23 protein-coding genes are annotated in these 26,405 nt (G+C 58.0%); 12 read left to right on the top strand and 11 right to left on the bottom strand.

What is annotated here, in order from left to right:
- Positions 1-33: 33 nt before the first annotated feature.
- Complete coding sequence (gene mfd, locus RTN40_RS11235; RefSeq protein ID WP_312228528.1) at positions 34-3,480, bottom strand: transcription-repair coupling factor; 3,447 nt, start codon at positions 3,478-3,480, stop codon at positions 34-36.
- A gap of 109 nt (positions 3,481-3,589) precedes the next feature.
- On the bottom strand, positions 3,590-4,663 hold the full coding sequence (locus RTN40_RS11230; RefSeq protein WP_312228527.1) for an acyltransferase family protein: 1,074 nt from the start codon (positions 4,661-4,663) through the stop codon (positions 3,590-3,592).
- Positions 4,664-4,941: 278 nt separating this feature from the next.
- On the opposite strand from RTN40_RS11230, the gene lolC reads away from it, so the two are divergent.
- From lolC to cobB, 5 genes are read left to right on the top strand one after another with little or no spacing between them, the layout of a single operon-like run.
- A complete protein-coding gene (lolC, locus tag RTN40_RS11225) occupies positions 4,942-6,141 on the top strand; it encodes a lipoprotein-releasing ABC transporter permease subunit LolC (protein WP_312228526.1) in 1,200 nt (399 codons plus the stop codon).
- A complete protein-coding gene (gene lolD, locus RTN40_RS11220) occupies positions 6,134-6,835 on the top strand; it encodes a lipoprotein-releasing ABC transporter ATP-binding protein LolD (RefSeq protein WP_144812314.1) in 702 nt (233 codons plus the stop codon). Before lolC ends, lolD begins: the two co-directional genes overlap by 8 nt.
- Positions 6,835-8,079, top strand: coding sequence for a lipoprotein-releasing ABC transporter permease subunit LolE (gene lolE, locus RTN40_RS11215; RefSeq protein WP_312228525.1), 1,245 nt, complete (start codon positions 6,835-6,837; stop codon positions 8,077-8,079). Before lolD ends, lolE begins: the two co-directional genes overlap by 1 nt.
- 43 nt (positions 8,080-8,122) lie before the next feature.
- On the top strand, positions 8,123-9,034 hold the full coding sequence (gene nagK, locus RTN40_RS11210; protein WP_312228524.1) for an N-acetylglucosamine kinase: 912 nt from the start codon (positions 8,123-8,125) through the stop codon (positions 9,032-9,034).
- Positions 9,035-9,049: 15 nt separating this feature from the next.
- Complete coding sequence (gene cobB / locus RTN40_RS11205; protein ID WP_312228523.1) at positions 9,050-9,871, top strand: Sir2 family NAD+-dependent deacetylase; 822 nt, start codon at positions 9,050-9,052, stop codon at positions 9,869-9,871.
- Positions 9,872-9,900: 29 nt separating this feature from the next.
- Here the strand turns inward: cobB and RTN40_RS11200 are convergent, their stop codons facing one another.
- Complete coding sequence (locus RTN40_RS11200; RefSeq protein WP_312228522.1) at positions 9,901-10,863, bottom strand: sugar-binding transcriptional regulator; 963 nt, start codon at positions 10,861-10,863, stop codon at positions 9,901-9,903.
- Positions 10,864-10,898: 35 nt separating this feature from the next.
- A complete protein-coding gene (locus RTN40_RS11195; RefSeq protein WP_312228521.1) occupies positions 10,899-11,699 on the bottom strand; it encodes a triose-phosphate isomerase in 801 nt (266 codons plus the stop codon).
- Positions 11,700-11,941: 242 nt separating this feature from the next.
- Between RTN40_RS11195 and pdxA the strand changes: the two genes are divergently transcribed.
- The 6 genes from pdxA (at position 11,942) to tal (ending at position 17,658) form a co-directional block, all read left to right on the top strand.
- The gene (pdxA, locus tag RTN40_RS11190) at positions 11,942-12,949 is read left to right on the top strand and encodes a 4-hydroxythreonine-4-phosphate dehydrogenase PdxA (protein WP_312228520.1); all 1,008 of its coding nucleotides are present in this window, start codon (positions 11,942-11,944) and stop codon (positions 12,947-12,949) included.
- A 34-nt stretch (positions 12,950-12,983) separates the two neighbouring features.
- Entirely contained in the window at positions 12,984-14,705 is a 1,722-nt protein-coding gene (locus RTN40_RS11185) for a four-carbon acid sugar kinase family protein (RefSeq protein WP_312228519.1), read from the top strand.
- Between the two features lie 90 nt (positions 14,706-14,795).
- On the top strand, positions 14,796-15,812 hold the full coding sequence (locus tag RTN40_RS11180; RefSeq protein ID WP_312228518.1) for a 2-keto-3-deoxygluconate permease: 1,017 nt from the start codon (positions 14,796-14,798) through the stop codon (positions 15,810-15,812).
- A 1-nt stretch (position 15,813) separates the two neighbouring features.
- A complete protein-coding gene (locus tag RTN40_RS11175) occupies positions 15,814-16,179 on the top strand; it encodes a PTS glucitol/sorbitol transporter subunit IIA (RefSeq protein ID WP_312228517.1) in 366 nt (121 codons plus the stop codon).
- A gap of 42 nt (positions 16,180-16,221) precedes the next feature.
- The gene (gene rpiB, locus RTN40_RS11170; RefSeq protein WP_268108319.1) at positions 16,222-16,680 is read left to right on the top strand and encodes a ribose 5-phosphate isomerase B; all 459 of its coding nucleotides are present in this window, start codon (positions 16,222-16,224) and stop codon (positions 16,678-16,680) included.
- Positions 16,681-16,707: 27 nt separating this feature from the next.
- Positions 16,708-17,658 (top strand): transaldolase, encoded by a 951-nt coding sequence (tal, locus tag RTN40_RS11165; RefSeq protein ID WP_312228516.1) that lies wholly within the window; start codon positions 16,708-16,710, stop codon positions 17,656-17,658.
- A 43-nt stretch (positions 17,659-17,701) separates the two neighbouring features.
- Here the strand turns inward: tal and potD are convergent, their stop codons facing one another.
- From potD to potA, 4 genes are read right to left on the bottom strand one after another with little or no spacing between them, the layout of a single operon-like run.
- Complete coding sequence (gene potD / locus RTN40_RS11160) at positions 17,702-18,748, bottom strand: spermidine/putrescine ABC transporter substrate-binding protein PotD (protein WP_312228515.1); 1,047 nt, start codon at positions 18,746-18,748, stop codon at positions 17,702-17,704.
- 1 nt (position 18,749) lies between these two features.
- Entirely contained in the window at positions 18,750-19,556 is an 807-nt protein-coding gene (gene potC / locus RTN40_RS11155) for a spermidine/putrescine ABC transporter permease PotC (RefSeq protein ID WP_312228514.1), read from the bottom strand.
- Entirely contained in the window at positions 19,553-20,410 is an 858-nt protein-coding gene (gene potB, locus RTN40_RS11150; RefSeq protein ID WP_312228513.1) for a spermidine/putrescine ABC transporter permease PotB, read from the bottom strand. Before potB ends, potC begins: the two co-directional genes overlap by 4 nt.
- The gene (gene potA / locus RTN40_RS11145; protein ID WP_312228512.1) at positions 20,394-21,530 is read right to left on the bottom strand and encodes a spermidine/putrescine ABC transporter ATP-binding protein PotA; all 1,137 of its coding nucleotides are present in this window, start codon (positions 21,528-21,530) and stop codon (positions 20,394-20,396) included. Before potA ends, potB begins: the two co-directional genes overlap by 17 nt.
- A 260-nt stretch (positions 21,531-21,790) precedes the next feature.
- Here potA and pepT point away from each other — a divergent pair, with 260 nt between their 5' ends.
- A complete protein-coding gene (gene pepT / locus RTN40_RS11140) occupies positions 21,791-23,017 on the top strand; it encodes a peptidase T (protein ID WP_312228511.1) in 1,227 nt (408 codons plus the stop codon).
- A 55-nt stretch (positions 23,018-23,072) separates the two neighbouring features.
- Here the strand turns inward: pepT and RTN40_RS11135 are convergent, their stop codons facing one another.
- The 3 genes from RTN40_RS11135 to phoP all read right to left on the bottom strand — a co-directional run bounded on the left by RTN40_RS11135 (position 23,073) and on the right by phoP (position 26,397).
- Positions 23,073-24,194, bottom strand: coding sequence for a cupin domain-containing protein (locus RTN40_RS11135; protein ID WP_312228510.1), 1,122 nt, complete (start codon positions 24,192-24,194; stop codon positions 23,073-23,075).
- A gap of 68 nt (positions 24,195-24,262) precedes the next feature.
- On the bottom strand, positions 24,263-25,726 hold the full coding sequence (phoQ, locus tag RTN40_RS11130; protein WP_312228509.1) for a two-component system sensor histidine kinase PhoQ: 1,464 nt from the start codon (positions 25,724-25,726) through the stop codon (positions 24,263-24,265).
- Complete coding sequence (gene phoP, locus RTN40_RS11125) at positions 25,723-26,397, bottom strand: two-component system response regulator PhoP (RefSeq protein WP_312210855.1); 675 nt, start codon at positions 26,395-26,397, stop codon at positions 25,723-25,725. The genes phoQ and phoP overlap by 4 nt, the downstream gene beginning before the upstream one ends.
- Positions 26,398-26,405 lie beyond the last annotated feature (8 nt).

Genomic DNA, 26,405 nt, shown 5'->3' with positions numbered 1-26,405 from the left:
GCGCACGCCGCCATCGCAGCGTGCGCTTCGGGATCAGGCGATAGCGTTCTCTGCCAGCTCCTTCATAAAGTTACTTACCCACTCCATGCGGATTTTGCGCTCGCTTAGCTCCTGCATAAACTTCAGCCGGGTAGGGCCGTCGAGGCGGAAGTTCTGCGGCTGCTTCTGCAGCAGGCCGATAAGCCAGGCCGGATTGACATGGTTCTTTTCAGCAAACTCGATCGCGCCGCCCTTATCGTTGCTCTCCAGCTTGCGGATGCCCAGTTTCTGCGCCTGCTGACGCAGTCGGGCCACCTCGAGCAGCGTGCGGGCAGGATCGGGAAGCAGGCCAAAGCGATCGATTAGCTCAACCTTGATCTCCTCCAGCTCGCTGCTGCTCTTCGCGCTGGCAACGCGCTTGTAGAATGACAGGCGAGTGTTAACGTCCGGAATGTAATCATCCGGCAGCAGGGCGGGCATCCTTAGCTCCACCTCGGTCTGCTGACTGGTGAGATCCTCCAGCGACGGTTCACGCCCGGCTTTCAGCGCATCAACGGCGTTCTCCAGCAACTCCATATAGAGCGAGAAGCCGATGGTCTCCATGGAGCCGCTCTGATCTTCCCCGAGCAACTCGCCAGCGCCACGGATCTCAAGATCGTGGGTGGCCAGCGCAAAGCCTGCTCCCAGATCCTCCAGCGAGGCGATGGCTTCCAGTCGTTTCTGTGCATCGGTGGTCATCGCTTTCGGATGCGGTGTCAGCAGCCAGGCGTAGGCCTGGTGATGAGAACGCCCGACGCGGCCACGCAGCTGATGCAGCTGGGCGAGGCCAAAGTGATCAGCCCGCTCGATGATAATGGTGTTGGCGGTGGGAATATCGATCCCCGTTTCGATAATGGTGGTACAGACCAGCACGTTAAAGCGCTGGTGATGGAAATCATTCATTACCCGCTCCAGTTCGCGCTCGCGCATCTGGCCGTGGCCGATGGCGATCCGCGCCTCCGGCACCAGCTCCGCCAGCCGCTGAGCCGCCTTCTGGATGTTCTCTACGTCGTTGTAAAGGTAGTAGACCTGGCCACCGCGCAGGATCTCACGCAGCATCGCCTCACGCACCACCAGGCTATCGTACTCGCGCACGAACGTTTTTACTGCCAGACGACGGGCGGGCGGGGTAGCGATAATCGACAGATCGCGCATGCCGCTCATCGCCATGTTCAGGGTACGCGGGATCGGCGTGGCAGTCAGCGTCAGGATATCAACGTCGGCACGCATCGCCTTAATGCGCTCTTTGTGGCGCACCCCGAAGCGGTGCTCCTCATCGACGATCAGCAGGCCGAGATCGCGCCACTTCAGATCGCTTTGCAGCAGCTTATGGGTGCCGATCAGAATATCAACCTTGCCCTCCGCCGCATCGGCCAGCACCTGGGTCTGCTCTTTGGCGCTACGGAAGCGTGACAGCAGCTCGATACGTACCGGCCAGTTGGCGAAGCGATCGCGGAAGTTGTCGTAGTGCTGCTGGGCCAGCAGGGTGGTTGGCACCAGCACCGCAACCTGCTTATGGTTCTCCACTGCGAGGAAGGCGGCGCGCATCGCCACTTCGGTTTTACCGAAGCCCACGTCGCCGCACACCAGGCGGTCCATCGCCAGCGGCTGGCACATGTCGCTCAGCACGGCGTTGATCGCCTGGGCCTGATCCGGCGTAGTTTCAAATGGGAAGGCATCGCAGAAAAGCTGATACTGCTCCTTGTCATGCTTAAAGGCGAAGCCGGTTTTGGCTGCGCGCTGGGCATAGACGTCCAGCAGCTCGGCGGCCACGTCACGCACTTTTTCCGCCGCCTTCTGCCGCGCGCGCGTCCAGGCATCGCTACCAAGCTTATGCAGGGGAGCATTCTCCTCCGCGCCACCTGCGTAGCGGCTAATCAGATGCAGGGACGACACCGGCACGTAGAGTTTGGCATCGTTGGCATAGGTCAGCATCAGGTACTCACCTTTGATGCCGCCCGCCTCCAGGGTAGTCATGCCCGCGTAGCGGCCGACGCCGTGCTCCAGATGCACCACCGGCTGGCCAGGATGTAGCTCGGCCAGGTTGCGGATCAGCGTATCCGGATTAATGGTCCGGCGGTTGTCCTGACGGCGGCGTGCGACACGTTCGCCCAGCAGATCGCTCTCGCAGATCAACGCCCGGTTGCGCAGGGTATCAATGAACCCGCGCTCGGCCGAGCCGATCAGCAGGTAGCGTCCGCTGGCGGTGGCCTCGTCAAGGCGCAGGATCCGCTTCGGTGCGACTTTAATACGCGCCAGCAGCTCACCCAGCGCCTCACGGCGGCCCTCGCTCTCAACGGAGAAGACCACCGGGCCGGTGAAGGATTCGAGGAACTTACGCAGGCTATCGAGGGGCGCTTTCTGCTGCGCCTGCACGGCCAGATCCGGCAGCGTCTGGTAGCCAAGATTGGTATTAGCGGCTTTCTCCGCCAGCTGCTCGGTTTTCAGCTGGATGCGCGGCCAGCGCTTCAGCTCAGCAAACAGCTCGTCGCTGCGCAGCCACAGGGACTCAGGCGGCAGCAGGGGACGCATCGGATCGACGCCGCGGTTCTCGTAGCGGGCCTGGGTTTCACTCTGGAAACGCACCGCGCTGGCATCGAGATCGCCGGTGTTAATTACCAGCGTGTTGGCCGGGAAGTAGCTAAACAGCGGCGGCAGCGGCTCGCTGAAGAAGAGCGGCTGCCAGTACTCGATCCCGGCTGGCAGGGTACCTTTGCTCACCTGCTGATAGATGTGCTCGGCGTCGCGCTTCACCTCAAACGTATCGCGCCACTGGCTGCGGAACAGCTCAATGGCCGCCTTGTCGGTAGGGAACTCGTGGGCAGGCAGGAGGTTAATCGCCTCCACCTCTTCCAGCGTGCGCTGGGTATCGGGATCGAACAGCCGCAGGCTGTCGATCTCGTCATCAAAGAAGTCGATGCGGTAGGGCTGGGTGCTGCCCATCGGATAGAGATCCAGCAGCGCGCCGCGAGTGGCATATTCGCCGTGCTCCATGACCTGGTCAACGTGGCGGTAGCCAGCGGTGTCCAGCTGGGCGCGCAGGGCATCGCGGGAGAGGCGCTGCCCCTTTTTCATTACCAGCGCGTGGCCGTGCAGATAGCTGTGCGGACAGACGCGCTGCATCAGCGTATTCACCGGCATGATCAGCACGCCGCGCTGCATAGAGGGCAGCTGATAGAGCGTTGAGAGCCGGGAGGAGATAATCTCCTGGTGCGGCGAGAAGCTGTCGTAGGGCAGCGTCTCCCAGTCCGCGAGGTTCATCACCAGACTGTCGGTAAACTGTCGGATCTCATCATGCAGGCGCAGGGCATTTTGCATATCGGGTGCAATCAGCACTACCGGGCCGGCGTGACGCTCAACGATTTCTGCCACTTCTGTGGCACAGGCGCTGCCTGTAAGCTCACCCAGTTGGCGCTGGTCGCCCGCTTTCGCGGGAAGGGAGTAACGGTATTGTTCAGGCATAGCGAATATCGGGATCTCATGGGTTTATGCCCCCTGATATGGGGGCATATCACTGATACACAATGCAGTTTATTATCCTAGATCTTTCAATAGTAGCAAAGTTGCGCCGTTAGCGGTGGGCGGGGACAAGCTGCAGCTTCTCCGGCGGCGAAAAAAGCACGTCGCCAAACAAATGGACGGAGAGGCGGCGGATGCCCAGCCCGGCCAGAGTGCAGACCAGCAGGCTGAGGAGGGGGTAGACTAGCAGCAGGCCCAGTTCCAGCGTCGGCGAGAGCGCGCCCTGGCGAAAGAGCGGCAGCAGGGCGAGGCTGCTGCCTTCGATCAAAATGCGGTGGGTGGTGTAGATGGCGATAGTATTAGAGCCAATCACGTTCAGGAGCCTGTCTTCTCCAGGGGTAAAACGCTGCTCCAGCCGCCAGAAGAGGGACATAATCAGCCACGCCGAGAGCAGAGAGAGCAGCACCGGCACGTTGCAGAACCAGAGCGCCACCGCCACCAGCAGGGCAGGCATGAGGGGTAAAATTTGGCGACGCAGGGGAATGCTTTGCAGCCAGCCCATTATGGTCGCGCCGCACCAGGCCCCGAGGGCGTAGTAGATGATGTTCCGCACCACGCTGTTCATCCCCCACCAGGGGAGAGGAAGAAAGTTAATCGCCACCGAGGCCAGCAGCATCAGCGCCAGCGCGGGACGCTGCCAGCGGCTCAGTAGTTTGCAGACTACGAAGTAGATCAGCAGAGCATAGAGGTACCACAGGCTGGTGCTGGCGGTCAGCATCCCGTGCAGAAACTCACTCAACGAATCGGCGTAGGCCGCGTTAGCCGACTGGCTCAGGTCGCGATCCGGGGCCAGCCAGCGGTTGAGGAAGCCGATCCCCTGCCACTGTAAAACACCCCACAGCGCCAGCACGTAGAAGATTGACCATAGCCGCTTGTCGATACAGCTTTTCCACTCGACATCATTGATATAGCGGCGGATCAGGTAGCCAGAGATAAAGAAAAAGACCGGCATTCGGAAAGGGGCAAGGTAAAGATTCATATAGAGCCAGCATTTGGCGAGCAGGCCGGAGAGAGGGTGTTGCAGCCCTTCCAGGTGGGGATAAAAAGTGATCACAGAGTGATAGATGACGACCAGACAAATGCATAACCCCTTGATCTGGTTAATCCACAATGCTTTTTGCTTCATTGTTAATACGCCCATGTTGCAATAAATTTCGGCGTCTATAGTGGTCAGGCGGGGTGGAGCTGTAACGGGTAACGCTCTGGATTTACCGCGTTATCGGAAGTTTTCGGAAAAAGGCGAGGCCCGTTATGGGAGGCGTGGCCGATAAACTCTGCTTTAGCAAGTTGATTTTGAACAATTTTTTACCTTAATCCCCGACAATTCTTAGCGCATAAGCGATTTACCATCCCCGGTTTCGCTTATATACTCGTGAGTCTGCTAATCGCAACCAGACGGATGTTATGTATCAACCTGTCGCACTATTCATAGGCCTGCGCTATATGCGCGGGCGCGCAGCGGACCGCTTCGGTCGCTTTGTCTCCTGGCTCTCCACCATCGGTATTACGCTCGGCGTGATGGCGCTGGTAACCGTGCTCTCGGTGATGAACGGCTTCGAGCGCGAGCTGCAAAACAACATTCTGGGGCTGATGCCGCAGGCGGTACTCTCTTCTGCCAGCGGTTCGCTGAACCCGCAGCAGCTGCCGGCCAGCGCCGCGAAGCTGCAGGGCGTCAGCCGCGTCGCGCCGCTGACCACCGGTGACGTGGTGTTACAGAGCGCGCGCAGCGTCTCGGTGGGCGTGATGCTCGGCATCGATCCCGCGCAAAAGGATCCGCTTACTCCGTACCTCGTTAACGTCAAGCAGACCGATCTGCAACCTGGCAAATATAACGTGATTCTTGGCGAGCAGCTGGCCGGGCAGCTCGGCGTTAATCGTGGCGACCAGCTACGGGTGATGGTGCCCTCCGCCAGCCAGTTTACGCCAATGGGCCGCCTGCCGAGCCAGCGTCTCTTTACCGTGATCGGCACCTTTGCTGCTAACAGCGAAGTGGATGGCTACCAGATGCTGGTGAACATTCAGGACGCGTCGCGCCTGATGCGCTACCCGGCGGGTAACATCACTGGCTGGCGGCTGTGGCTGAACGAGCCGCTGAAGGTGGACGAGCTGAGCCAGCAGGCGCTGCCGGACGGCACCAAATGGCAGGACTGGCGCGATCGCAAAGGCGAGCTGTTCCAGGCCGTGCGCATGGAGAAAAACATGATGGGTCTGCTGCTGAGCCTCATCGTCGCCGTGGCCGCTTTCAACATCATCACCTCGCTGGGGCTGATGGTGATGGAGAAGCAGGGCGAAGTGGCGATCCTGCAAACCCAGGGGCTGACGCCACGCCAGATCATGGCGGTCTTTATGGTGCAGGGGGCCAGCGCGGGGATTATTGGCGCGCTGCTCGGTGCTGTACTGGGGGCGCTGCTGGCCAGCCAGCTTAACAATCTGATGCCGATCATTGGCGCGCTGCTGGACGGTGCCGCGCTGCCGGTGGCCATTGAGCCGTTACAGGTCATTATTATTGCGCTGGTGGCGATGGCCATCGCGCTGCTCTCTACGCTCTATCCCTCATGGCGCGCCGCCGCCACCCAACCCGCTGAGGCTTTACGTTATGAATAAGATCCTGTTGCAATGCGACAACCTGTGCAAACGCTATCAGGAAGGGAACGTGCAGACCGACGTGCTGCACGATGTCAGCTTTAGCGTGAACGAAGGCGAAACCGTGGCGATTGTCGGCAGCTCTGGCTCCGGTAAGAGTACGCTGCTGCACCTGCTGGGAGGGCTGGATACGCCCACCTCCGGCGACGTGATTTTTGGCGATCGCCATCTGAGCCAGCTCTCCTCAACGGCGAAAGCCGAGCTGCGCAACCGCGAGCTGGGCTTTATCTACCAGTTCCACCACCTGCTGCCGGACTTTACCGCCCAGGAGAACGTCGCCATGCCGCTGCTGATTGGCAAGCATAAACCGGCGGAGATTACCCAGCGGGCGCGAGATATGCTCCAGGCGGTAGGGCTGCTGCACCGGGCGAATCACCGTCCGTCAGAGCTTTCCGGTGGTGAGCGCCAGCGCGTGGCGATTGCCCGGGCGCTGGTGAACAATCCACGCCTGGTGTTGGCGGATGAACCAACCGGTAACCTTGATGCGCGCAACGCCGACGCGATCTTTGCCCTGCTCGGCGAGCTGAATGCCTCTCAGGGGACGGCGTTTCTGGTGGTCACCCACGATCTGCAGCTGGCGAAACGCATGAGCCGTCAAATGGAGATGCGTGACGGCCACCTGAGCGCGGAGATGACGCTAATGGGGGCGCAGTAATGGCTTCACCTTTGTCGTTACTTATTGCCCTGCGCTTTAGCCGTGGCCGTCGGCGCGGCGGCATGGTGTCGCTGATCTCGGTGATCTCCACCATCGGTATTGCGCTGGGGGTAGCGGTGCTAATCGTTGGCCTGAGCGCCATGAATGGCTTTGAGCGCGAGCTGAATAACCGCATCCTGGCGGTGGTTCCCCACGGTGAGATCGAGCCGGTCAACCAGCCGTGGAGCAACTGGCGCGAGGCGCTGAGCAAGGTTGAGAAAGTGGCGGGGATTGAAGCCGCCGCGCCCTATATCAACTTCACCGGCTTGGTAGAGAGCGGGGTCAACCTGCGCGCTATTCAGGTGAAAGGGGTCGATCCGCAGCAGGAGACGCGTCTGAGCGCGCTGCCGCACTATGTGCAGAATAACGCCTGGGCCAGCTTCAAGGCGGGCGAGCAGCAGGTGATCCTCGGTAAAGGTGTAGCCGATGCGCTGAAGGTTAAGCAGGGCGACTGGGTTTCGATAATGATCCCTAACGCCAGCGCTGACCATAAGCTACAGCAGCCGAAGCGCGTCAGGCTCCACGTCAGCGGAATTTTACAGCTTAGCGGCCAGCTCGATCATAGTTTTGCCATGATCCCGATGCAGGATGCTCAGCAGTATCTGGAGATGAACGACGGCGTGACCGGGATTGCCATCAAGGTCAACGACGTCTTTAATGCTAACAAGCTGGTGCGCGATGCCGGCAGCGTGACCGACAGCTACGTCTACATCAAGAGCTGGATTGGCACCTACGGCTACATGTATCGCGATATTCAGATGATCCGCGCCATTATGTATCTGGCGATGGTGCTGGTGATCGGCGTCGCCTGTTTCAACATTGTCTCTACTCTGGTAATGGCGGTGAAGGACAAGAGCGGCGACATTGCTGTGCTGCGCACCCTTGGGGCGAAAGATGGACTTATCCGTGCGGTCTTCGTCTGGTATGGTCTGCTGGCCGGGCTGTTCGGCAGCGTGGCGGGGGTAGTCATTGGCGTCGTAGTTGCTCTCCAGCTTACGCCGATTATCAACGGCCTCGAAACGCTGATCGGCCATCAGTTCCTGTCCGGGGACATCTACTTTATCGATTTCCTGCCGTCAGAGCTGCACGCGCTCGATGTGGTCTACGTGCTGGTAACGGCCTTAGCGCTGAGCCTGCTGGCGAGCTGGTATCCCGCCAGACGCGCCAGCAATATCGATCCGGCCCGGGTTCTTAGCGGACAATAGTTAAGCGGTCAATAGCTTAAGCGGGCAGTAACAAGGAGGGGCGATGTATTACGGGCTGGACATTGGCGGAAGTAAAATTGCGCTGGGCGTCTTTGATAGCGACAAAAAGCGACAGTGGGAGCGGCGCATTGCCACACCCCATGCAAGCTACAGCGCCTTTTTAGACGCCATCGCCGGGCTGGTGCACGACGCCGATGCCCGCACGGGTGAAAAAGGCTCGGTGGGCATTGGCATTCCTGGCATGCCCGTTACCGCCGACGGGACGCTCTACGCGGCAAATCTCCCCGCTGCCAGCGGCAGGGCGTTACGGGCCGACCTTTGCGCCCTGCTGGGACGCGAGGTGCGTCTCGACAACGACGCCAACTGCTTTGCCCTCTCGGAAGCCTGGGACGATGAGTTCGCCCGCTATCCGCTGGTGATGGGGCTGATCCTCGGCACCGGCGTGGGCGGTGGGCTGGTATTCAACGGCAGGTCCATTCCCGGCCACAGCTATATTACCGGCGAGTTTGGCCATATTCGGCTGCCCCTTGATGCCCTTGAGATCCTCGGGCGCGATATCCCCCTGATCCGCTGCGGCTGTGGCCAGCTGGGCTGCATTGAGAACTATCTTTCAGGCCACGGCTTTGCATGGCTCTACAATCACTTCTACGATCAATCTCTGAACGCACCTGAAATAATCGCTCTATGGGAACAAGGTGATGAGAGGGCGCTGGCGCACGTGGCTCGCTACGTTGAGCTGCTGGCTGCCTGCCTCGGGACGATTTTGACCATCGTAGATCCGGATCTGCTGGTGATCGGCGGCGGGCTGTCAAACTTCGCCGCGCTGACCACGCTGTTGTCCGATCGTTTGCCGTCGCGTCTGCTGCCGGTTGCCCGGGTACCGCGCATTGAACGCGCCCGGCACGGCGACGCGGGCGGCATGCGTGGCGCAGCCTTCCTCCATCTCACCGATTAAGCACAAGAGGCCGATATGCAGTCGCGTCGTTTTAGCCGACTAAGCCGTTTTCGCCGCAATAAACGCCGTTTGCGCGAGCGTCTACGCCAGCGCATCTTTTTCAGAGACAGAGTGGTACCCGACGTGATGGAAAAACCAAGAGTGGTCGTGTTGACCGGGGCGGGGATCTCCGCCGAATCGGGCATTCGTACCTTCCGCGCCGCCGACGGTCTGTGGGAGGAGCACCATGTAGAGGACGTTGCCACGCCGGAGGGGTTTGCCCGTAATCCGGAGCTGGTGCAGTCGTTCTATAATGCCCGCCGTCGCCAGCTTCAGCAGCCGGAGATTGCGCCTAACGCCGCGCATCTGGCTCTGGCGAAGCTGGAGGAGGCGCTGGGGGATCGCTTTCTGCTGATCACCCAGAACATTGATAATCTGCACGAGCGGGCAGGTAATAACAACGTGCTGCATATGCACGGCGAGCTGCTGAAGGTGCGCTGCGCCTCTAGCGGCCAGGTGCTGGAGTGGACGGGTGATGTTACGCTGGAGGACAAGTGTCACTGCTGCCAGTTCCCGGCGGTGCTGCGTCCGCACGTGGTCTGGTTTGGTGAAATGCCGTTGGGCATGGATGAGATCTACAGTGCCCTGGCGCTGGCGGATGTGTTTATCGCCATTGGTACCTCCGGACATGTCTATCCCGCCGCCGGTTTTGTACATGAGGCGAAGCTACAGGGAGCGCACACCGTCGAGCTTAATCTCGAACCGAGCCAGGTAGGCAGCGAGTTCGAAGAGAAACACTACGGGCTGGCGAGCCAGGTGGTACCGGAGTTTGTTGACCGACTGCTGAAAGGCCTGTGATCCCGTATGGGATCGCAGCCTTGCACCTTTTACAGCGCTTTTTGCAGGTTGATCACCGTGCGGGCGTTTGAAGCGCTGGTCGCCAGCACATCAATCACCCCGGTGCGCAGCGCCCCGAGGATAGCCGTCGCCTTGGTACTTTCCGAGGCAATGGCTATCACGCAGGGGATAGCCCGCAGCTGCTCCAGGCTCAGGCCAATGACCCGGTCGTTCATCACCGTATCTACCGGCATGCCCTGAATGTTGAAGAAGCTGTAGCCTGCCAGATCGCCCACCACTCCCTGCTGCTGACGGGCGGTAACGATCTCCTGCGGCGTAAACCACCCCAGCTGCACCATAAAGCTGTTTTCGTTCATATCGCCAAGACCAATCAGCGCCACGTCGGCTTTGCTGGCCTGCTCGAGGGTAGCTTTGATCAGCCGGTTCTGCATAAATGCGGCCCGCAGCTCCGGCGTCTCGACGTAGGCCGGGGCATAGAGCGTCTCCGCGAAGCCGTTAAACTTGCGCGCCAGATTACGGCTAATGTGGTCGGCGTCAATCAGCTGCCCGTCACGCTTGGTGCCGCCGATGCCGCAGATAAAACGGCACTGGCGTTCGGGAAAGATCCCTACGTGGTTAGCGACGGCGGCAACGTTGCGTCCCTGGCCAACGGTAACGGTCATATCGTTTTTCAGGATGCTGGCCAGATAGTTGCTGACCAGGGCCGCAACCTGCTGGCGCTGTTCGTCTTCATCATGATGATCGAGCGCGACAAGCGCCCGCTTAATGCCAAAGTGCTGGATGAACTGCTGTTCAATTTGTGAACTGAAGACCGGATGGTACTTAACATTAATCTCAACGATGCCTTCCAGACGTGCTCTCTTCAGCAGCCGGCCCACTTTAATGCGCGAAATACCAAAGCGCTGGGCGATCTCCTCCTGGGTCTGCTCCTGCTCGTAATACGCTACGGCAATCTCAGTCAGGAGTTCGTAATCAGAGTCTTGCTCAACCATCGCGTTCTGTTTCCTTTGCCTTAACCTCGCTAATACTACTGCGCTTTTATCACAAAATCCTGCACAACGCGTTGAACAATTGCACAATATCCTGCGGCGTCCCAGGCGGCGCGGCCAATAAAAAGGCCGTCAATGTCCGGCTGCGACAGCAGCGGCACGGCATTGTTGAGGTTCACGCTGCCGCCATAGAGCAGCACGATCTGCTGCCCGACCTCTTCGCCAAACATTCCGCACAGGGCGCGGCGCAGCAGATGGTGAATAACGGCTGCCTCCTCCGGTGAAGCGGGAGTACCGTGCTCGCCAATGGCCCATACCGGCTCATAGGCCACGATGGTGCGTCGCGCCTCTTCCGGCGTCAGCCCATACAGGGCAATCTTCATCTGCCGGATCACCGTCTCGGCGGAGACCTGCCAGCGTTTTTCATCAGCGCTGTCGCCGATGCAAACCAGCGGACGCAGACCGTGATGCAGCGCGGCGTGTACCTTGTTATTAATGGCCCCGTCGGTTTCGTTAAACGCTGCCCGCCGTTCTGAGTGTCCCAGCTCTACCAGCGATGCCCCGGTTTCCACAATCATGCTGGCGGAGATCTCTCCTGTCCATGCCCCGCACGTTTGTTCATGCATATTCTGCGCTCCGGTTAAGCAAGGCAGACTATTTTTGCGGAAAAATTCGGTTACCGGCTGGATGGCGGTAAAGGGTGGGATAAAAAATGGCTGGATTACCGGGTGTAACACCGATGGCAGCTGGGTTGCCAGGGTATCGCAGTAGGCCATTGCGTCCGACAGCGGCTTATTCATTTTCCAACTGGTACCGATCATGATGGGTTGAGCGGGCATGGGCTATCTCCTTTTTAATCAGCGGGATACCTACAATGTTATGCGCCTTTATGCTGCAAATGAACATATATTCATTGTATGAACATATGTTAGATCACACTTCTGCGCAGATTAATCGCTCAAAAAATTATCTGTGACGGACATCACTATTAATTTCCGAAACATCAGTTAACGTTATGTTCATATGATTTGCACATGAACATATGAACGATAACCGTCTCACCTGATATGCGAGGTCAAAGATGTCCGTAGAGAAAAAACCTGTTGTTGCCGTTACCATTGGCGATCCTGCCGGGATTGGTCCGGAAATCACCGTTGCGACACTGATGGATAAGGGCCTCTATGAAGAGTGCAAACCTTTTCTGATCGGCTCGGTACCCATTATCGAGCGCGCTATGAAGATCCAGGGCTGCGACTTCCCGATCAACAGGATCTCGCATCCAGACCAGGCTAAGTTCCAGTGGGGCACCCTCGACGTGCTGGAGATCGGCGACTACGACTACGATAGCATCGAGTGGGGCAAGGTACAGAAGCTGGCTGGCCAGATGTCGCTGGATTACGTAATGAAATCCATCGAGCTGGGCATGGCCGGAGCCATTGATGTGGTCTCTACTGCACCGATCCACAAAGAGGCTATCAAGCTGGCGGGCTGCAAGCTGCCAGGCCATACCGAGATCTATCAGGTTGAGACCCGCTCTGACTATGGCCTGACCATGTTCCACGTGCAGAAGCTGCGCGTCTTCTTTGTTAGCCGTCATATGGCCCTGAAAGATGCCTGCGACTATGCCAATAAAGAGCGTGTGCTGGCCTGCGTTCAGCAAATCCACCACGAGTTTAATGCCCTGAACATTAAAAACCCGCTTATTGCCGTGGCCGCTCTCAACCCGCACGGCTCAGACAACGGTCTGTTTGGCCATGAAGAGGCCGACAACCTGATCCCGGCAGTGAAAGCAGCCCAGGAGATGGGCATTAACGCCGTAGGACCAGTTCCTGCCGACTCCGTTTTCCACCTCGGCAAGCAGGGTAAATATGACGCGATTCTCTCCCTCTACCACGATCAGGGCCATATCGCCTGTAAGACGCTCGACTTTGAACGCTCAATTACCATCACCTTCGGCCTGCCGTTTATGCGCAGCTCCGTTGACCACGGCACGGCGTTTGATATCGCCGGCACCGGTAAAGCCGGGACGGTGAGTATGCTCGAATCCACGGTGGTCGCCGCGCGTTACTGGAAAATGAAACAACAGTAAACCTCCGGGCAACCGGGCAACGAGAGGCAGAGAGATGGATAAACATCTGTTAATCAGCAAAGGCAGTAAGGGGTGGGGTGGTCCGCTTACCGTCGAGATTTCGCAGCCGAAGAAGATTGCCTATATCACCGGGGGGATCCGTCCCCCGGTTGTTGACAGGCTGAGCGAGCTGACCGGCTGGCCGTCGGTGGATGTCTTTAAGCACGGCGAGCCGGCAGAAGATGAGATCGGCATTATGGTCATCGACTGCGGCGGCACGCTGCGCTGCGGGCTGTATCCGAAGCGCGGCATTCCCACCATCAACCTGCACCCGACGGGTAAAAGCGGGCCGCTGGCGGAGTACATACACGAGGCGATCTACGTCTCCGGTGTGACTCCAGCCTGTATTGAGGTGGTCTACCCGGCAGGCGAGGGCGGCAAGCTGGGGATCGTCGCCGACGACCTCACTGGGGCGACCACGGTCGGCGTCCTGCTGGCCCGCAGCGGCCTGAAGACGGCGGCCTTCTTTGACACCGACTCCTTTGCGCGCAACGACGTTGAGTATCCGGCAATGGTGGTGAGCAGCGACAGCCGTCCGCTGCCGAAAGCAGAGGCGCAGCAGCGCGTCAGCGCCGCGATGACGGAACTAAAAGCCCGGGGCGCGCAATACTTTACCAAACGCATCGATACCACTTTGCGCGGCGGGATCGGCTATGAGATCGATGCCATGCTCGATCTGCTGCCCCAGAAGACAGTAGCGATAGTGGTCCCGGCGATGCCGCAGTCCCGCCGCATTCTGGTGGGTGGCTACTCGGTGATCGACTCGGTGGCGCTCTCCTGTACCGACGTGGCCCGCGACGTGCGTACGCCAGTGACCGAGTCCTGGGTTCCCGGCCTGCTGGCTGCGCAGACTCGCCACCAGGTGGGGCATATCGATCTGGCCCAGGTGATGAAAGGCGATGCTTCCATTCAGCAGGCGTTACAGACCAGGGAGCAGGAAGGTTCCAGAGCGATCGTGGTTGACGCCATTACCCTCGATGACGTCGATGCCATTGCCCGGGCGGTAGTCTCCCTGAACTGGAACGTGCTGGCAGTCGATCCCGGTCCCTTTACCGAACGGCTGGCGGTGCATCGTGGCCTGATGCGCGAGCAGAAGCGCGTCTCCCAGCGCCCGTTAACCCGCGAAGAGCAGCAGGGTTCGATCGTGATTGTTGCAGGCAGCGCCACACCGGTGACGAAGAAGCAACTCGGTCACCTGATCGCCAATGACGATCGCGTTTGCCATATTCCCGTCGATGCCGAACTGCTGGTCGATCGGCAGAACGCGGCGGAGATTGAGGTAAGCCGTATTGTGCGCCAGGCCAGAGAGTGCGTTACCGGCCACCGCAACGCGCTGTTCGTTTTTGAATCTGCTCTCACCGGCAGGCTGCTGGATCTCAAGGAGGAGGAGAGGCGCTTCGATCTTCCTCACGGCCAGGCGGCAGAGAATATCAACTGCGGGCTGGGCAGCGTGGTGAAGGAGGTGCTCACCTGCGCGCCGCAGGAGATTAAAGGCCTTTACATGACCGGCGGCGATACCATGGTCAACGTTCTGAAAGAGCTGGGGGCAACGGGGATCGAGATGATCGATTACGTTATTCCGCAGACTGATATGGTGAGAATTATCGGCGGCGATTATGCGGGTCTGGTATGTGTCGGTAAAGGCGGCTTAACCGGCCCGGAAGATATTATTAGCACCATCGTTGAGCATATTTATAAAGAAGCATTACAAAAATAATAAAAAGATAGCAAGGCACGACGTAATGGGTTGGCCAGTACCGTTGCGTCGTAATATATAAACCTTCTGTATCCGTGTGCGAGTAACCCTATGAATATTAATATTCTTGAAAAGATGAATAAGGTCCCCGGCGGACTCATTATTATTCCGCTCGTTGCCGCTATTTTACTGAATACTTTTGTCCCACAGGCGTTAACTATCGGTGGGCCGACCACGGCGCTGTTTAAAGTTGGATCCAGCGCAATGATGGGTATATTTCTGCTGATCTGCGGCACCTCAATTAATATTCGCCAGGCCGGACTGCCGCTCTATAAGGGCGCAGTGCTGCTGATCCTTAAATGCATCGCCGGGGCGTTGGCCGTATGGGTAATGGGATCGTGGTTTGGCCCCGCAGGCTTCCTCGGCATTTCTACCCTGGCGTTTGTTGCCTGCCTCACCAGCTCCAACAGCTCGCTCTATATTGCTCTGTGCAGCAACTACGGCGACGCCAGCGATGCCGGGGCCATCTCGGTATTCTGCATTAAAGATGGTCCCTTTGTCACCATGATGGTACTGGGAGTCAGCGGCCTGGCGAACATTCCGTTTGCCGCCCTGATGTCGATGCTCATTCCGCTGCTGATCGGCATGCTGTGGGGCAACCTGGACGAGCGGTTTAAGCAGCTTTGCGCTGCCGCCCAGCCGCTGATTATCATCATTATGTCGTTCGCCATCGGCGCTAACTCCAGCATTAATACCGTGTTTACCGCCGGTCTGTCCGGGATTGTGCTCGGCGTTATCTCTGCCGTGACCGGGATTATCTTCTACTTCCTCTACAACCTGTTCCTGAAGAAGAAAACCGCGCTGGGAGCCGCACTGGGCACCACCGCCGCCAGCTCGGCGCTGACCCCGGCGATGGTCGCCCAGGCCGATCCCTCTCTGGCCGTCTATGTCGATGCAGCCACCGCCCAACTGGCAACCGCCAGCATCATTACCATGCTTACCGCACCGGTGCTGGTGGCGTGGTTCGACAAACGCCTGAAGGCCCGCACGCCGCAGCCGGAAGCCGTGCCGGAGAGCAAAGAGGCCGCGCTACCGCTCGCTTCTCAGGTGACGAAGGGACATAAATAAGATGTCATTACCGTTATATCAGCTCGAGGTAGTGTCGGTGGGCAAATTTGTCGCCGGGTATCTGCAAGAGAATAAGCTGATTTTATTTGCTGAACCGGTACCCGACGATATTGCCGACTATTGCGCCGTGCATCGGCCAGGTAAATTTAATGGTGTCCTGCTCACCGGCCAGACGGTGAGCATAAATGATGTTGAATATCGTATTAGTGCCGTTGGCAGCGTCGCAACGGCAAATTTAAAACAGCTTGGTCATATTACATTAAGTTTTGATAGCGCAGAGAGTGCGGAACTCCCCGGTACGGTCCATCTTTGTGGTGCTCGGCCACAGGTTATTTGCGTTGGAGATCGCCTCTTTTTTTACAGTTAACGTCAGCTTCTCTTTTTAATATCGCAATTAAAGGAAACCGTTATGAAAACTATCGCTATTGGTGCGGATGATGCCGCCTATGCATTTCGCGACGCCATCGTAAATTATTTAGCCGAGCAGGGCGTAACCGTTGCAGATTACAGCAGCGATAAACGCCAGGATGCCGACTATTATCCGGACGTTGCTCATCAGGTGGCAATGGCGGTGAAACAGGGTGAACACGACCGCGCTATCTTAATTTGCGGCACCGGGATTGGCATGAGCATTGTGGCTAATAAGGTTCCTGGCGTACGTGCGGCCCAGTGTCATGATACGTTCTCCGCCGAGCGCGCCCGCAAAAGTAATAACGCTCAGGTCATTACCCTTGGGGCGCGAGTGATTGGCCCGGAGCTGGGTAAAAAAATCGTTCAGGCCTGGCTGGATTCGGAATATGAAGGAGGCGGCTCGGCTGCGAAAGTGGAACGCATCGACTATTACCAGAACCAGCACGCCAGAGACTGACCTGTTGCGCCATATTGGGGAAAAGGTATGAACCAGCTAGAAGCTTTAAAACAGTTTACCGTTGTCGTAGCGGATACCGGCGACATCGACTCGATTAAAGAATTTGCCCCGCAGGATGCGACCACAAACCCGTCGCTGGTGTTGAAAGCGGCGCAGCTGCCTCAGTATCAAGGGCTGATTGCCGATGCCATCGGGAAAGCACGCCGTCAGGGCGGTAACAGCGACACCCAGCTAATTAACGCCTGCGACCAGGTTGCGGTGGATATCGGCACCGAGGTACTGCGTCACGTGCCGGGGCGCATCTCCACCGAAGTGGACGCACGCTTTGCCTGGGATCGCGGAATGTGCGTCTCCCGGGCACGCAAGCTTATCCAGCTCTATCAGCAGAACGGCGTCGATCCGTCGCGTATTCTGATTAAGCTGGCGGCGACTTGGGAGGGGATCCGCGCCGCCGAGGAGCTGGAGAGAACCGGCATCAACTGTAACCTGACGCTGCTCTTCTCTTTCGCCCAGGCGCGGGCCTGCGCGGAGGCGGGCGTCTATCTGATCTCACCGTTCGTGGGTCGCATCTATGACTGGTATCAGCAGCATCAGCCGCAGAGTGAGTATGCCGCGCAAAGCGATCCGGGGGTGAAGTCGGTGCAGGCCATCTACCAGCACTATAAAGCCCATGGCTACGAGACGGTGGTGATGGGGGCCAGCTTCCGCCGTATTGAGCAGATCCAGGCCCTGGCGGGTTGCGATCGCCTGACTATATCTCCGGCACTGCTGGATGAGCTGGCAGCCTGCGACGCGCCGCTTGACCGGGCGCTGGAGCCGGGTTGCGTCAGCGAAACGCGTCCTAGTCCGATGACCCAGGCCGAGTTCCTGTGGCAGCACCATCAGGATCCGATGGCGGTTGATAAGCTGGCCGAGGGGATCCGCCTCTTTGCCAGGGATCAGATTGCGTTAGAAAACCAGATCCGTCAGATGCTGTAATACGATAAAGCCCGACACCTGTTACGTGTCGGGCATTTCAGGCTTAACGACCGGCTTTTAGCTTCTGGTAGTAGCTTTCATAGATAGCGCTGGCATCGCCAACGTCATTCTGCCATTCGCCTTTGCTGATGGTCTCGGCATCCGGATAGAGCGACTTATCGTTAGCAACCGCCGGGGTGAGCAGTTTGCGCGCCGCCAGGTTAGGTGTCGGATAGCCGATGGTCTCAGCAACCTGTTTTGCCACCTCCGGGCGCAGCAGGAAGTTGATCAGCTTGAGCGCACCGTCAACGTTCTTCGCATTGGCCGGGATCGCAAGGCTATCCATCCAGAAGATGCCGCCCTCTTTAGGCCAGACCACCGTCAGCGGCGTACCGCTCTGGCGCGCCACGTAGGCAGAACCGTTCCAGACCATCCCCAGGTTCACTTCACCTTCCATATAGGGGTTCGCCGGGTTGTCGGAGTTGAAGGCCGCGACGTTTGGCATCAGCTTCTGCAGCTCGTGATAGGCCGCCTCAATCTCTTTTGGATCGGTAGTGTTACCGGAGTAGCCCAGCTTGCGCAGCGCCATCTGGAATACCTCCCGGGCGTCGTCGGTCAGCACCAGGCTGCTCTTATACTCCGGCTTCCACAGATCGGCCCAGCTGGTAACGCTCTTCGGATCGATAGCTTCGCTGTTGACCCCAATAGCCGTCGCGCCCCAGATATAGGGGATAGAGTAGTCGTTGCTGGGATCGAACGGCTTGTTCAATACCTCAGGGTCGAGATTGCTAAAGTTAGTCAGCTTGCTCTTATCGATCTTTTGGATCATCCCCTCTTTGCGCATCTTATCGACAAAGTAAGTAGAGGGCACAACCAGGTCGTAAGCGCCATCTTTATAGGTCTTGAGCTTGGCATACATGGTTTCGTTCGACTCATAGGTCGAATAGATCACCTTGATGCCCGTCTCCTTGGTGAACTGCTCCAGCAGGCCTGGCGGCACATACTCGGTCCAGTTATAGAAGTAGAGGGTCTTATTATCCTCGGCATGGGCGGCGCTCACGCTGAGCGCCAGTGCCCCTGCGGCGAGCAGGTGGCGTGACCAGTTTTTCATTTTAACGTCCCCTGATTGCGGAGCCGGTCTTCAGGCCCCTGGTTTTATCGCGTCCAATAAGCTGGCTGGCAATCACCAGCACCAGCGAGAGTACCAACAGAATGGTCGCCAGCGCGTTCACCTCCGGTGAGACGCCGACCTTCACCATTGAGTAGATCTTCAACGGTAGAATTTCATACCCTGGTCCGGTGACGAAGGACGAAACCACCACGTCATCCATCGACAGGGTAAAGCTCAGTAGCCAGCCAGCAGCCACGGCGGGCATCGCCAGCGGCAGAATGATCTTGCGCAGAATAGTGATTTCGCTGGCCCCCAGATCCTTCGCCGCCTCCAGCATCCGCACGTCAAAACCCTTCAGGCGCGAATAGACCGTTACGACCACAAACGGCAGGCAGAAGGTGATGTGCGAGAAGAGCAGCGACCAGAAGCCGAGCTGGATGCCGAGCAGCATAAACAGCACCAGCAGTGAGATCGCCATAACAATGTCCGGGGACATCATCACCACAAATAGCATCCCGCTGACGAATGGCTTGCCGCGAAAGCGGTAGCGGTAAAGTGCCACTGCGGTCAGAGAGCCAATCAGCGTCGCAAACGTTGCCGACAGCACCGCCATGGTCAGCGAGTGCTGGGCCGCCTGCAGCAGGCTGTCGTTGTTCATCAGCAGGCTGTACCAGCTGGTGGTAAAGCCCTGCCAGTTGATGCCAAAGCGCGCCTGGTTAAAGGAGTTCACGATCAAAATAACGATCGGAATATAGAGGTAAGCGTAAATAGCGGTCATAAAACCGCCGCGCAGCAGTCGGCCCATCAATCCAGCTCCACCTTTTTGTTCAGCAGGCGCATCGCACGCCAGTAGACCAGCAGCATCAGACCCATCACCACCGTCAGGGTGATGCTGGTGGCTGCGCCGAACGGCCAGTCGCGAATATTGAGGAACTGGCTTTTAATCACGTTGCCAATCAGCAGGTTCTTCGCGCCGCCCATCAGATCCGAGACGTAAAACAGCCCCATCGCCGGCAGCATCACCAGCAGGCAGCCAGCGATAATGCCCGGCATGGTCAGCGGTATAATGATGCGAATAAAGGTTTGCAGCTTGCTGGCGCCCAGATCCCGCGCCGCCTCCAGCAGCGGCTTATCCAGCTTCTCAATGCTGGAATAGAGCGGCATCACCATAAAGGGCAGCAGAATATAGACCAGACCAATGATTACCGCGCTGGGGGTAAACATGATGCGCAGCGGCGTATCAATGATCCCCAGCTCCAGAAGAAAGGCGTTGAGATAGCCTTTCGTGCTGAGGAAAAGCTTCAGGCCGTAGATGCGGATCAACGAGTTGGTCCAGAACGGCACGATCAGCAGGAAGAGCAGCAGCGGGCGCACCTTTTGCGGCAGCTTCGCCAGGAACCAGGCGAACGGATAGCCCAGCGCAAGGCAGGCAAGGGTAGCGATCAGCGCCATATTAAGCGAGTGCAGCAGCACCTCAAAATAGAGCGGGTCGAGCAGGCGCGTGTAGTTGTCCAGCGTAAAGACCAGCTTAACGAAGGAGACATCGTCGCGGGTCAAAAAGCTGGTTGCCACGATCATCAGGTTGGGCAGAAAGACAAACAGCACAAGCCAACCGACGACAGTGGCAATCACCACGTTCTGGAATTTACTTGTGCTCTTCATCAGCCAGTACGACCTCCCAGCTCTCTACCCAGTTGATCGCCATCTTTTGATCCAGCGAATGATCGAAGTCGGGGTCATCTTCGTTAAAGAACTCGCTGACCATCACAATCTTGCCGTTTTCCAGCTCGACCACCGACTCCAGGGTCATGCCCTTGTAGTTACGCTCGCGCACGTAGCCAATCAGGCCTTCAATGTGATTGTCGTCATTGATCTCATCGACGCGCAGATCTTCCGGGCGAAGCAGCACGTTCAGTTTCTGGCCTGGCGTGACGGCAAAGTTGACGTAGATATTGCACTCACGGCCTTCGACGCTGGCCCGCACACGCTGTTCATCCAGGCGCTCGATCACCGTCGCGTTAAAGATGTTAATTTCGCCGATGAAGCTGGCGACAAAGAGGTTTTTTGGCTCCTCGTAGATCTCTCGCGGGGTGCCGTCCTGCTCAATCTTGCCATTCTGCATCACCACGATCCGGTCGGACATGGTCAGCGCCTCCTCCTGATCGTGGGTGACGAAGACAAAGGTGATGCCGAGCTTGCGCTGCAGCGCCTTCAGCTCGTTCTGCATCTGCTTGCGCAGCTTGTAGTCGAGGGCCGAGAGGGATTCGTCCAGCAGCAGCATCCGCGGCTTGTTAACCACCGCCCGGGCGATGGCAACGCGCTGCTGCTGGCCCCCGGAGAGCTGGTGCGGCTTTCGCTGGGCAAACTCTTCCAGCTGGACCATGCGCAGGGCATCGGTAACGCGCGGGGTAATGTGATCCGCCGGGGTCTTCTGCATCCGTAGGCCAAAGGCGACGTTTTCGAACACCGTCATGTGCGGGAAGAGGGCGTAGCTTTGAAAGACGGTGTTAACATGGCGATGCTCTGCCGGAACGTTCGTTATATCATCGCTGTCGAGGGTGATACGGCCGGTATCGACGCTCTCCAGGCCTGCAATCAGGCGCAGGACGGTGGTCTTACCGCAGCCAGAGGGACCAAGCAGCGTCAGAAATTCGCCGTTATTGATGGTCAGGTTAAGATCGGAGATAACGGTTTTACCATCAAAACTTTTTCGAATCCCCGCCATTTGTACCAGCGGTGAAAGCGAACGTGATTGTGTATTCAATTTTTGACTCTGTCCCATGTAGACGCAACGGATGGCTTACCGATGCGGGGTTTGTGAGTAACCACCTTGGGTTTTGGCACATTAATAAGGCCTGGCATTCTACGGCAAACCACTGAAATCGCCAAACCTTGTTCTGATTTCTTACCCAGCCAGGTAATTTCTCAGCCACTATTAAGGGTGTAATAAAATACAGGGTTTACAAGTTAAAAGTGACCTGACGCAATACATATCTTGTCGCGCTTCTTGATAATGTTGTGACAAAAAGTGAGGGTGGCCGCATGGAAAAATTACTTGAGCGTTTTTTACACTACGTTTCATTGGATACGCAGTCGAAACCGGGTGTCAGACAGGTTCCAAGCACAGAGGGGCAGTGGAAGCTTTTAGAGCTTCTTCGCGATCAGCTGAATGAGATGGGCCTCGTCAACGTGACGCTAAGTGACAAAGGCACGGTGATGGCGACGCTTCCCGCCAACGTAGAGGGCGATATTCCCACCATCGGGTTCATCTCCCATGTCGATACCTCTCCGGACTTTACCGGTAAAAACGTCAATCCGCAGATCGTCGAGAACTACCGCGGGGGCGATATCGCCCTTGGCGTAGGGGATGAGATCCTCTCGCCAGTAATGTTCCCAGTGCTGCACCAGCTGCTGGGGCAGACGCTGATCACCACTGACGGCAAGACCCTGCTCGGCGCGGACGATAAAGCTGGCGTGGCGGAGATCATGACCGCGCTGGCGGTGCTGATTAAGCACAACGTGCCTCACGGCGAGATCCGCGTGGCCTTTACCCCGGATGAAGAGGTAGGCAAAGGGGCGAAGCACTTTGACGTCCTGGCGTTTGGCGCACAGTGGGCCTATACCGTGGACGGCGGCGGGGTAGGCGAGCTGGAGTTTGAGAACTTTAATGCTGCCTCGGTGACGATTAAAATCGTCGGTAATAACGTGCATCCCGGCACGGCAAAAGGGGTGATGGTCAACGCGTTAACCCTTGCGACGCGCATTCATGCGCTGGTTCCCGCCGATGAAAGCCCGGAGACCACCGAAGGCTATGAGGGCTTTTATCACCTCGCCAGCATCAAGGGGGCGGTCGATCGCGCAGAGATGCACTACATCATTCGTGATTTTGACCGCAAAAACTTTGAAGCGCGCAAACGCAAGATCATGGAGATTGCCAAAAAGGTCGGCAAAGGGCTGCATCCTGACTGCTATATCGAACTGACGATCGAGGACAGCTACTACAACATGCACGAAAAGGTGGCTGAGCATCCGCATATAATCGATATCGCCCAGCAGGCGATGCGCGACTGCGATATCGAGCCACAGCTCAAGCCGATTCGCGGCGGTACGGATGGTGCTCAGCTCTCCTTTATGCGGCTGCCGTGCCCGAATATCTTTACCGGCGGCTATAACTACCACGGCAAGCATGAGTTTGTGACCCTGGAAGGGATGGAGAAAGCGGTGCGGGTAATCGTGCGGATTGCGGAGCTGACCGCAAAACGGGGTTGATGGCTTAGGGTAAAGGCAGGCCCGGCAACTGTGCGCCGCCGGGCGTTATCGAGAGTTAATCCTCGAAGAACCAGTAGCCGCTGTTGACCAGCGCGGCGAGCATGGCGAGGAACGACGGGTCGTCCAGCGCGTCACCTAGCGTGTCGGCGGTCACCACAATGTGATTTGCCAGCGCGGCAAGGGCCGGGCGATGCGGAGAATCGACCTTCTCGCCGTTAACAAACACCTCTTCACCGATGCGCAGCACGCGCAGGCCGCCGAGGCGTACCAGCTTGTCACCCTGTTGCAGCGCGTCGTAGATCTCATCCGGCTGATAGGGCGGCTCCGGCGGGGAAACGTCCAGCTCGTGGCGCGACTGGGAGATAAACTCACCAAACCACTGCTGGAACTGCGCCGGCTGGTTAATCAGCTCAAGCATCATCCCGCGCAGCTTATCTAACTCCTGGGGCAGGATATCCGCCGGGTGCTCCCGCGACGGCACGTCCGGATCGCTATAGCGATGACTGCCCAGCTCACGCTGCAACACATAGTCCGCAAAGCCGCTGATCATCTCCCGACCGCTTGGCGCACGGAAGCCAACCGAGTAGTTCATTGAGTTCTCGAGGGAGTAGCCCTCGTGCGGGAAGGCTGGCGGAATATAGAGGATATCACCAGGCTCCAGCTCTTCATCAATGATCGCCTCAAAAGGATCGACCTGTAAGAGATCCGGATGCGGGCAGTGCTGCTTCATTGGCACCTTATCGCCCACGCGCCAGCGGCGACGACCGGTACCCTGAATGATAAACACGTCGTACTGATCGAGATGCGGACCTACGCCGCCCCCCGGTACCGAGAAAGAGATCATCAGATCGTCAATACGCCAGTCCGGCAGCGCCCGGAAGGGACGCATCAGCGCGGCGCTCTGCTCGTGCCAGTGATCCACCGCCTGTACCAGCAGCGACCAGTTGGTTTCGCCCAGGTGATCGTAGCTCTCAAAGGGACCGTGGCTGACGTTCCATTTACCATCCTGATGACTGACCAGGCGGCTATCGACTTCGCTCTCCATCGCCAGTCCAGCCAGCTCATCTGGCGAGAGAGGATCGATAAAGTTGGCTATGCCCCGCTTCAGCACTACCGGGCGTTTTTGCCAGTAACGCTGAATAAAATCGGCCCAGTCGAGTGTTAATTGATATTCCATATTAGTTTCCCGGTCTCGTGTCTGACTCGGATTATAACGGATGGCAACACGCCTGGGTGCTAAATTCGTTAATTATCCCCAGCGCTCTCCTGCTGACGGGCGAAAATTGCTTCCATTCGTGCACCTCCGAGCGGGCTTTCGCCAGCTACAATTTCGCCGCCGTACTGCTCGACAATTTCCCGGGCAACGGCCAGACCCACGCCCTGGCCAGGGCGCAGCGTATCGGCCCGCTGACCACGGTCGAAAATGGTCTCCCGCAGGCTGACCGGAATACCGGGACCGTCATCGTCAATGATAATATGCAGCCGATCGTCGGACTGTCGGGCAGACACCTCAACAAACTCCAGGCAGTATTTACAGGCGTTGTCCAGCAGGTTGCCCATCACCTCCATCAGGTCATTTTTTTCACCGACGAAGCTGATTTCCGGGGAGATATCGAGGGTAATAGCCACCCCTTTACGCTGGTAGACCTTATTCAACGCTGAGGTGAGACTGTCCAACAGCGCCGCGACAGGATGCAGCTCCCGGCTGAGCATGATATTGCCGCCGCGCATGCTGGCTCGGTGCAGGTAGTAGCCAATCTGCTGGGAGATACGGCTGATCTGCTCCAGCATCACCGGCTCGGCGTCGCTGACGCTCAACCTGTTGCTGCGTAGCGAGCGCAGCGTGCTCTGCAGCACCGCCAGCGGGGTTTTCAGGCTGTGGGTCAGATCGGTGAGGGTGGTACGATACTTGTCGTAGCGCTCGCGTTCGCTTTTCACCAGACGATTGAGGTTGCGCACCAGGCTGACCAGCTCACGGGAGGTCTCCGGATTCAGGCGTTCGCGATGGTGCTCTTCCAGCTCGCGCACCTCTTTAGCCAGCGCCTCTATGGGACGCAGGCTCCAGCGCGCCGCCATCCACAGCAGAGGAATAACCAGCAGCAGGTTGGCGATGACTACGTAGATAAACCAGTTCCACACCTGGTGCGCCTGCTTGAGTTCGTCGGGCACGGTGTCAATCACCACGATGGTCATTGGTGGCATATGCGCCGTTGCGGGGTAGTAGTTCACCGCCACCGAGTGGGTGGTTTCGCTATCGTGATCGTCGGCACGTAGATCGCTGAGGGCTTTTTGCGCTGAAGGATCGCCGCTGATTAAGACGCTGGTGGCGTCGGCATCGGCCTCAATCTCATGGAATCCATCGACTTTTAGCCATTCAGGGCGGATGCGCTGCACCAGCCATGGCACGCTGCGCTGGGCCCACAGTAGCTGCCCCTGCTGGTCATAGATCAGCGCCACGGTAGGGCCTTGCAGATTCAGATTTTCAGGCAGCTCAATGCTGAAGCGCTGGTTATCCCACCGCGACAGAGTGTAGAAAAGGTTGCTCTCTCCGCGCAGCAGGCGAAAAGTGGTCTTATCGAAGCTGACGCTGTAGCCCACCAGCGCTACCAGCCCGTAAGAGAGGGATAGCACCAGCACCACGGCAGCCGTGGCGAGCAGAAAGCGGACCCGCAAGGAGAGCGGCAGCAGATGCCGCCGAAGCTTCTTCATGAATGCAGTTCGAACAGGTAGCCCTGGCCGCGTACGGTATTAATCACGTCATGAGGATACTGCGCCTGGATCTTTTTCCGCAGACGACCCATTAGCACGTCGATGGTATGGCTTTCGCGTAGCTCGGCGTCGGGGTAGAGCTGCAGCATCAGAGCATCTTTACTGACCACTTTACCGCTGTTGCGGATCAGCGTTTCCATAATAGTGTATTCGAAGGCGGTCAGCTTGATTACCTCGTCATTGATGGACAGCTCCCGACGCGAAAGATCGACCTGAAACGGCGGCATAGAGATGACCTGCGAGGCGTGACCACCGTTGCGGCGCATTAGGGCCTGCATGCGGGCGGCCACCTCTTCAATATGAAACGGCTTGGTGACGTAATCATCAGCCCCGGCGCTCAGCACCTCGACCTTATCCTGCCACCCTTCGCGGGCGGTAAGCACCAGCACGGGGAGGGTAACATCATGGCTGCGCCAGCGGCGGATCAGCGACAGTCCGTCCTCATCCGGCAGGCCGAGATCGACAATAGCGATATCGGGAAGGTGCTCATTCAAGTAATAGTCCGCTTCCTTTGCATCTTCGGCGGCGTCAACCTGATGCCCCAGCTCCTGAAGCTGCACTTTCAGGTGATGGCGCAGCAAAGGGTTGTCCTCTACGACGAGTACGCGCATTGTCCGAA

This window comes from Pseudescherichia sp. (genome assembly GCF_031987975.1).
In the GTDB taxonomy this organism is placed as follows: Bacteria; Pseudomonadota; Gammaproteobacteria; order Enterobacterales; family Enterobacteriaceae; genus Pseudescherichia.
The sequence above is the reverse complement of the archived record's forward strand: the minus strand, read 5'-3'. Positions and strand labels throughout refer to the sequence as shown.